Here is a 5730-nt window from a genome sequence, read left to right as displayed (position 1 = left end):
CGATACAGTTAATTACATATTAAAGATAGTAATAATCAGAGATATATACAACGTTTCTAACCGAAAACAGGCAAAATGCCGTGCAACGGTCTCTGAATGGGAGAGCCGCAGAGCCGAGTATAACCCAGCTAGCCCTCCTCCTACTACGATATAGTCAAATTGTTTCATGATGGACAAAACGATTTGCACGTAAAGATAAGCCTTTTGGTCTGCTCTAGACCCCTAAAGACCTTCTGTTATGCGGAAAGTCTAGGCCTCTGCCTGCCAATCGTCACTGCAACAAGCCCAAAAATTCATCAAGCCAACTTAAGGATACGTATCGCTCCACGTATGACTACGGCGAAAACCGCTAGGCCTACAAACAAATCGGGGATATTACTCTGCGACCACCAGACCAATAACCCTGCTACAATCACTCCGATATTGACTATAACATCATTGGCTGAGAAGATGACGCTAGCCCTAATGTGCGCCTCTTGGTTCTGCATGCGCTGTAGTAGCCACAGACAAGTTGCGTTACCAAGAAGAGCCAGCAGACTAATGCCAACCATATCCTCAAACTCTGGCATTACTTCTAAACCCCAAAAACGCCTTACCACCTCAACCAAACCAAGAACAGCTAGACCCATTTGTAAATAGCCACTTAGTAGAGCCACTCGCTTCTTCCGCAACACTGTAGCCCCCACAGCCATCAAACTCATGCCATAGACAAGGGCATCGGCAAGCATATCAAGGCTATCGGCCACGAGTCCCATGGAGTTGGAGAGCAACCCAAAAGCCATCTCTACAAGGAATAGCACGAGGTTAATCATGAGTACGATCCATAGTACTCGCCGCTGCCCTCTAGCGTCATAGTCTAGCGGCTCGGCATATTGCTCTAGTTTCGTCTGATTAAGGCGCTCAGCACCTAAGCCTAGAGCATACAGATCCGCCTCAAAAGGGCCGTCGGCGTCGGCATGAAAGACAGAGAGGAGCCGCCTATCAAAATCAAACTCTAGTTGCTTAATGCAACTATACCTCTCGAGCTTCATACGGATTAGACGCTCCTCGCAAGGACAGTCCATGCCCGAGATGTGGAATACAGATTTGTACATCGTGAAGTTCATATCGGCCTCGGGTGCGATGCGCAGGTATGGGTACTATCCACTAAGGCATCGGCCATATCTACGCATCTACCCATAGCTTCGTTACTATTCTATTCCGCCTAACACTAAAAACTACTACTCGGGGAGTAGCTCTATTTCCTCCAGCCAAGCCTTAGCCACCGCATCGCTAGGCATACGCCAGTCCCCTCTTGGGGAGAGGCTAATACGGCTAACTTTAGGCCCATCGGGCATACAATTACGCTTAAATTGCTGGGAGAAGAAACGTCTATAAAACTCCTTCATCCAGTGCTTAATGGTCTTGGGAGAATAAACATCTCTAAATGCTACACTCGCCAAATAATGAATTTTGCTAGGTGTGTAGCCATAGGCTAGGAAGTTGTAGATAAAAAAGTCGTGTAGCTCGTATGGCCCTACTATGTCCTCCGTGTGCTGGCTAATCTCCTCTCCAGTATGCTCGGAGGGCTTAAGCTCCGGGCTAATAGGAGTATCAAGAATAGAGTAAAGCACCTCCTTGATAGGTGCCCCGAAGTGATGAGTATCGGCCAGATAGCGTACGATGTGCTGGATTGAGGTCTTGGGTAAACCTGAGTTGATGGCATACATAGACATGTGATCCCCATTGTAGGTGCACCAGCCGAGAGCAAGCTCCGACAAATCGCCAGTACCTATAACCAAAGCATGATGTTTGTTGGCCAAATCCATAAGGATCTGCGTGCGCTCACGAGCCTGACTATTCTCATACGTTACATCTTGAATCTTGGGGTCATGGTCAATATCTCGGAAGTGTAACATCGTTGCCTCCGTAATGTCGATCTCCATACTTGTGATGCCCAGCTCTTGCATTAGCTTGTGTGCATTGGTTTTCGTACGACTAGAGGTACCCAAGCCCGGCATCGTCACCCCGATAATCCCCCTGCGTGGTAGGCCAAGGAAGTCGAATGTAGCCACCGTGGCCAGCAGAGCCAGAGTCGAATCGAGGCCACCCGATACTCCGATTACCGCAGACTGAGCTCCAATGTGCTTGAGGCGCTGGCTTAGGGCACAGATCTGTATGTCGAAAACCTCCGCACAGCGTGTCGCTCTCTGATCCTCTGGCAAGAACGGATTAGGCTCTATGTGCCTAGTAATATCTCCCGACTCCTCTGCCGAGCGCAGCATAAAGGGGATCTCTGTAAGCAGACCTCGCTGCGTGTGATGCGATACGGAGGCTCTGAAGCTACTGTTGCATAGGCGCTCGCTCTGGATACGGCTAACGTCTATATCGTTGATGAGCAAACGCTCTTCGTAGACGAAGCGTGGCATCTCGTCCATAATACGGCCAATCTCGGCGACGAATGCCTTGCCCGTGTAGACCAAATCGGTAGAGCTCTCTCCGTAGCCACAGGAGCAGTACACATAGCCGCATAGATCTTGGCTAGAGAGGCCGCTTATGAGCGAGCGCAAGTAGGCGTGCTTACCAATGCTCTCGTTGCTAGCAGATAGATTGAAGATGATGTGTGCTCCATAGAGAGCTAGGCGTGTGCCGGGGGTATAGGGCGTCCACATATCCTCACAGATCTCGATACCGATAGCCACTTCGCCCGATCTGAAGAGCAGATTATGCCCGATAGGAACCTCCAAGCCTCCTATATTGGCAATGGTAAACTGCAAATCACGGGCAGGAGAGAACCACCGAGCCTCTTGGAACTCTCGGTAGTTGGGCAGATATGTTTTGGGAATAGCCCCCAGCATACGACCACTCTGGAAGGCGACTGCTGAGTTAAACAACTTTTCTTCCACCTTCACGGGCATTCCCACCAGTACGAGCACCTTAGTATTAGCCGTGCGTTCGACCAGCTCTACGAGCTTGCGTTCGGCTTCCTGTATAAGGAAGGGTTGTAGAAATAGATCGCCACAAGTGTATCCCGTGATGCAGAGTTCGGGGAAAGTCATAATCTCCACTCCCTGCCTATCGGCTTGTAGGATCATCTGCTCGATACGCTCTGTGTTGTAGCCGCAATCTGCTACTTTGACGAAAGGGACAGCTGCTGCCACCTTAACGAAACCGTGCTTCATAATGCTTTTCTTCTTTCGTTCGCTCTAGGCTATTGGCCATGTTTTATATAATCTATCTGATAGCCCAGAAAAGTTAATGCACAAATGTAATCAATCTTCGCAAACGAAGATTGATTACACTGAGGTGCACCCCAAAAAGGTTAGCCCCCCCAACCGCTATGTTATTGGATTTGGCAGATAGATGCTAGCGAAGCTCGTCGCTAAGCATTGATTCGACTAAATAACTCCTCCGCCGCAGCTCTAGGGCCATCCTTAGCTTTCCCCTCTATGGCTAGAGCTGTATGCATCTCGCCCACCTTGACCCCTTCGTCGAATAGAGCCGTGAAGAACTTACGAATCAGCACCTCGGCCACTGCCTGCTCCTGCACTGGTCCAAATGGATTGGCGAAGTAGGACGTCACTAGGCCCTGCTCGGTTGTCGTACCCTTGGCTCTGCGTGCCCCCGTCTGGAAGACCTCTATCGCCTGCTCTAGGCTATCAAACAGTTGTATCTTCTGCTCTGCCTCGGCATAGTTATTGGCATAGAGGAAGTAGTCTACACTATACCCCTTCGAGATCACCTCGTAGGTGGAGATAGGTATGGTCACTCGTGCATTGACCTTATCGGGATTGGTATAGATCCCTCGGTCGAGCTGGGCAAAAGCATACATCGGGTCAAGATCATCGGTACGCACAAAAGCGCCAATCTCTGTGCCATAGGCTCTAATCTTGCCAGACGGATCGAACTGCAGATATCCCATATCGTCGAAGATGACACGCATATGTCTAATGTACCGTTCATTGAGTGTACGGAAAGCTTCTAGGCTCTCGGACTTACCAGCTCCACTATCGCCCATAATCACGATGTTGGCTTCACGCCCATTTTTAAGTGCGATATTGACCATAGCCCCATGAATAGGCAAATTACCTCGCTCCATTTGCTTGATGTTGTGTAGCGTCAAGAGCATCTTTTTCATGTAACCGAAGTAGTCAATCTCATCACTATAATTGGCATAACCGATCATGATGTCGTTCTTGCGGTCTTTGTAGTAGAATGTCCGCTTCTCATCGTGACCATCGTCGTAGCCGAAGACGTAGATCAGATCTGGCTTTTTGCCTACATACTCATCATTTTTAGCCAATTCAAACAGATTGGCAAGACCGATCCCGTGACACATAAAGTCCTTGTGGAAGTAAACAAAGGCCATGAGATTACCGACCTTGGCAGGGAAGAGAAACCACTCATCTTCGTTGAGCACCATGTGTGCGAGCGGATTGGTTTTGTGCTCCATGAAGATGCCGTCACGGGTATTCTTCTTCGTGTACGATATGTAGGGAGGATTGATGATGACCGAGCCAATGAAAGGGATAGACGCCAGACCTCGATACTCGATGGGGCAGTTCCAAGTGACATCATTCAAGATTAGCCCTGCATTAGCTCCAGCCTTGGTCTGATGATAGACGTCTGTATTGAAGCCATTGACGACCCGTTTGGTGCGTCTGTATATGGAGAGGAGCAACTCGTTGAAGAGCTCATAAGCCTGAATGAAGCGAACATTCTGCACCCCCTCACCCAAGCGGCTGTTGTGTACGATGGCGACACGCTCAAGCCGACGCCAGTATTCGTATAGCAACTCGATGAGCTCGATGAATAAATCTCGATCTTTGAAGAACGGCGCATACTTATTGTTTACCTCTAGTAGCTCCTCTACCTCACAGACACTCAAGAAGCGAATAACCTCCATAAGCGAGCGCACCAAGTTATCGTCCGTGTGAAAATCTTCGATGAAAGCATCATAGATGATCGGGTTATCCTTCTTTAGCCTAGAGATAAATGTTTCGACAACCCGTCCGAAGGCGTAGCTACTGAGTATCTTGCGCCGATTATCGCAGTACTTAGAGGTAAAGTTCATGATCGCTCGACCTCTATTTAAGGTAAATTCTTGTAGCATAATTCTCCTTTTTATCGTTATTAAGACTCTCTTTTGCTCTAGTTTTGGCTCGATATAGCACATAACAAATGTACGATTTTTATTACTGCTCAGCAAAATAGAGGGGGAATGCGCTCTATAAGCTGCCTCTGACCTCTCTAGAGACCGTTGCACGGCATTTTGCCTCTTTTCGGTTAGATGTTCAGTTAGACGTGTTGCATATATCTCTGAGTATTAACATCTTTAATATGTAATTAATTGTATCGACATGGCAACTAAACCAACCGAACCAGCTCCGAGCTTCCTACAAGTATATACTCAGGTTCGTCGCGACCGTATGAAGCACTCCTTTCTGNAATGCCGTAGGTAACCCTGCCTACGATGCCTTGCTGATGTTCAAGATCCTTTTGCTAGAGACTTGGTATGGTTTGAGCGATTATGAGGTTGAGGAACGGATCAATGACTCTCTGCTTTTCAGTGAATTCCTTGGCTTAGACCTTGGCTATCCCTCTCCCGATCATAGCACCATCAGCCGTTTCCGCTCGGAGCTAACGCGTCTAGAGACTATTGCGCAATGCACCGCTCAAAGGTTCTTGTATCTTTCTCGGTGTTTTTTGCGTGTTTGAGCGGCTTGGGGAGCCTTGAATACTATCCCCCTA

General features: G+C 48.4%; 3 protein-coding genes and 1 pseudogene. 1 reads left to right on the top strand and 3 read right to left on the bottom strand.

Features of this window, described 5'->3' with window-relative positions; all coding sequences use genetic code 11:
* Positions 1-296: 296 nt before the first annotated feature.
* The 3 genes from HQ48_RS08575 to HQ48_RS08565 all read right to left on the bottom strand — a co-directional run bounded on the left by HQ48_RS08575 (position 297) and on the right by HQ48_RS08565 (position 5092).
* Positions 297-1094, bottom strand: a complete 798-nt coding sequence (locus HQ48_RS08575) for a cation transporter (RefSeq protein ID WP_044190009.1) — start codon at positions 1092-1094, stop codon at positions 297-299.
* Positions 1095-1220: 126 nt separating this feature from the next.
* Entirely contained in the window at positions 1221-3164 is a 1944-nt protein-coding gene (locus tag HQ48_RS08570) for an NAD(+) synthase (RefSeq protein WP_255360637.1), read from the bottom strand.
* 197 nt (positions 3165-3361) lie between these two features.
* Entirely contained in the window at positions 3362-5092 is a 1731-nt protein-coding gene (locus HQ48_RS08565) for a hypothetical protein (protein ID WP_044233156.1), read from the bottom strand.
* Positions 5093-5427: 335 nt separating this feature from the next.
* Here HQ48_RS08565 and HQ48_RS08560 point away from each other — a divergent pair.
* Positions 5428-5694, top strand: a pseudogene (locus HQ48_RS08560) (transposase); the annotation flags it as partial.
* Positions 5695-5730 lie beyond the last annotated feature (36 nt).

Source organism: Porphyromonas sp. COT-290 OH3588, from assembly GCF_000769075.1.
In the GTDB taxonomy this organism is placed as follows: Bacteria; Bacteroidota; Bacteroidia; order Bacteroidales; family Porphyromonadaceae; genus Porphyromonas.
This window is presented reverse-complemented; position numbering and strand designations above follow the sequence as displayed.

Excerpts from the sequence above, each read along its gene's own strand:
- HQ48_RS08575 (WP_044190009.1), bottom strand. The coding sequence starts at position 1,094 with ATGTACAAATCTGTATTCCACATCTCGGGCATGGACTGTCCTTGCGAG.
- HQ48_RS08565 (WP_044233156.1), bottom strand. The coding sequence starts at position 5,092 with ATGCTACAAGAATTTACCTTAAATAGAGGTCGAGCGATCATGAACTTT.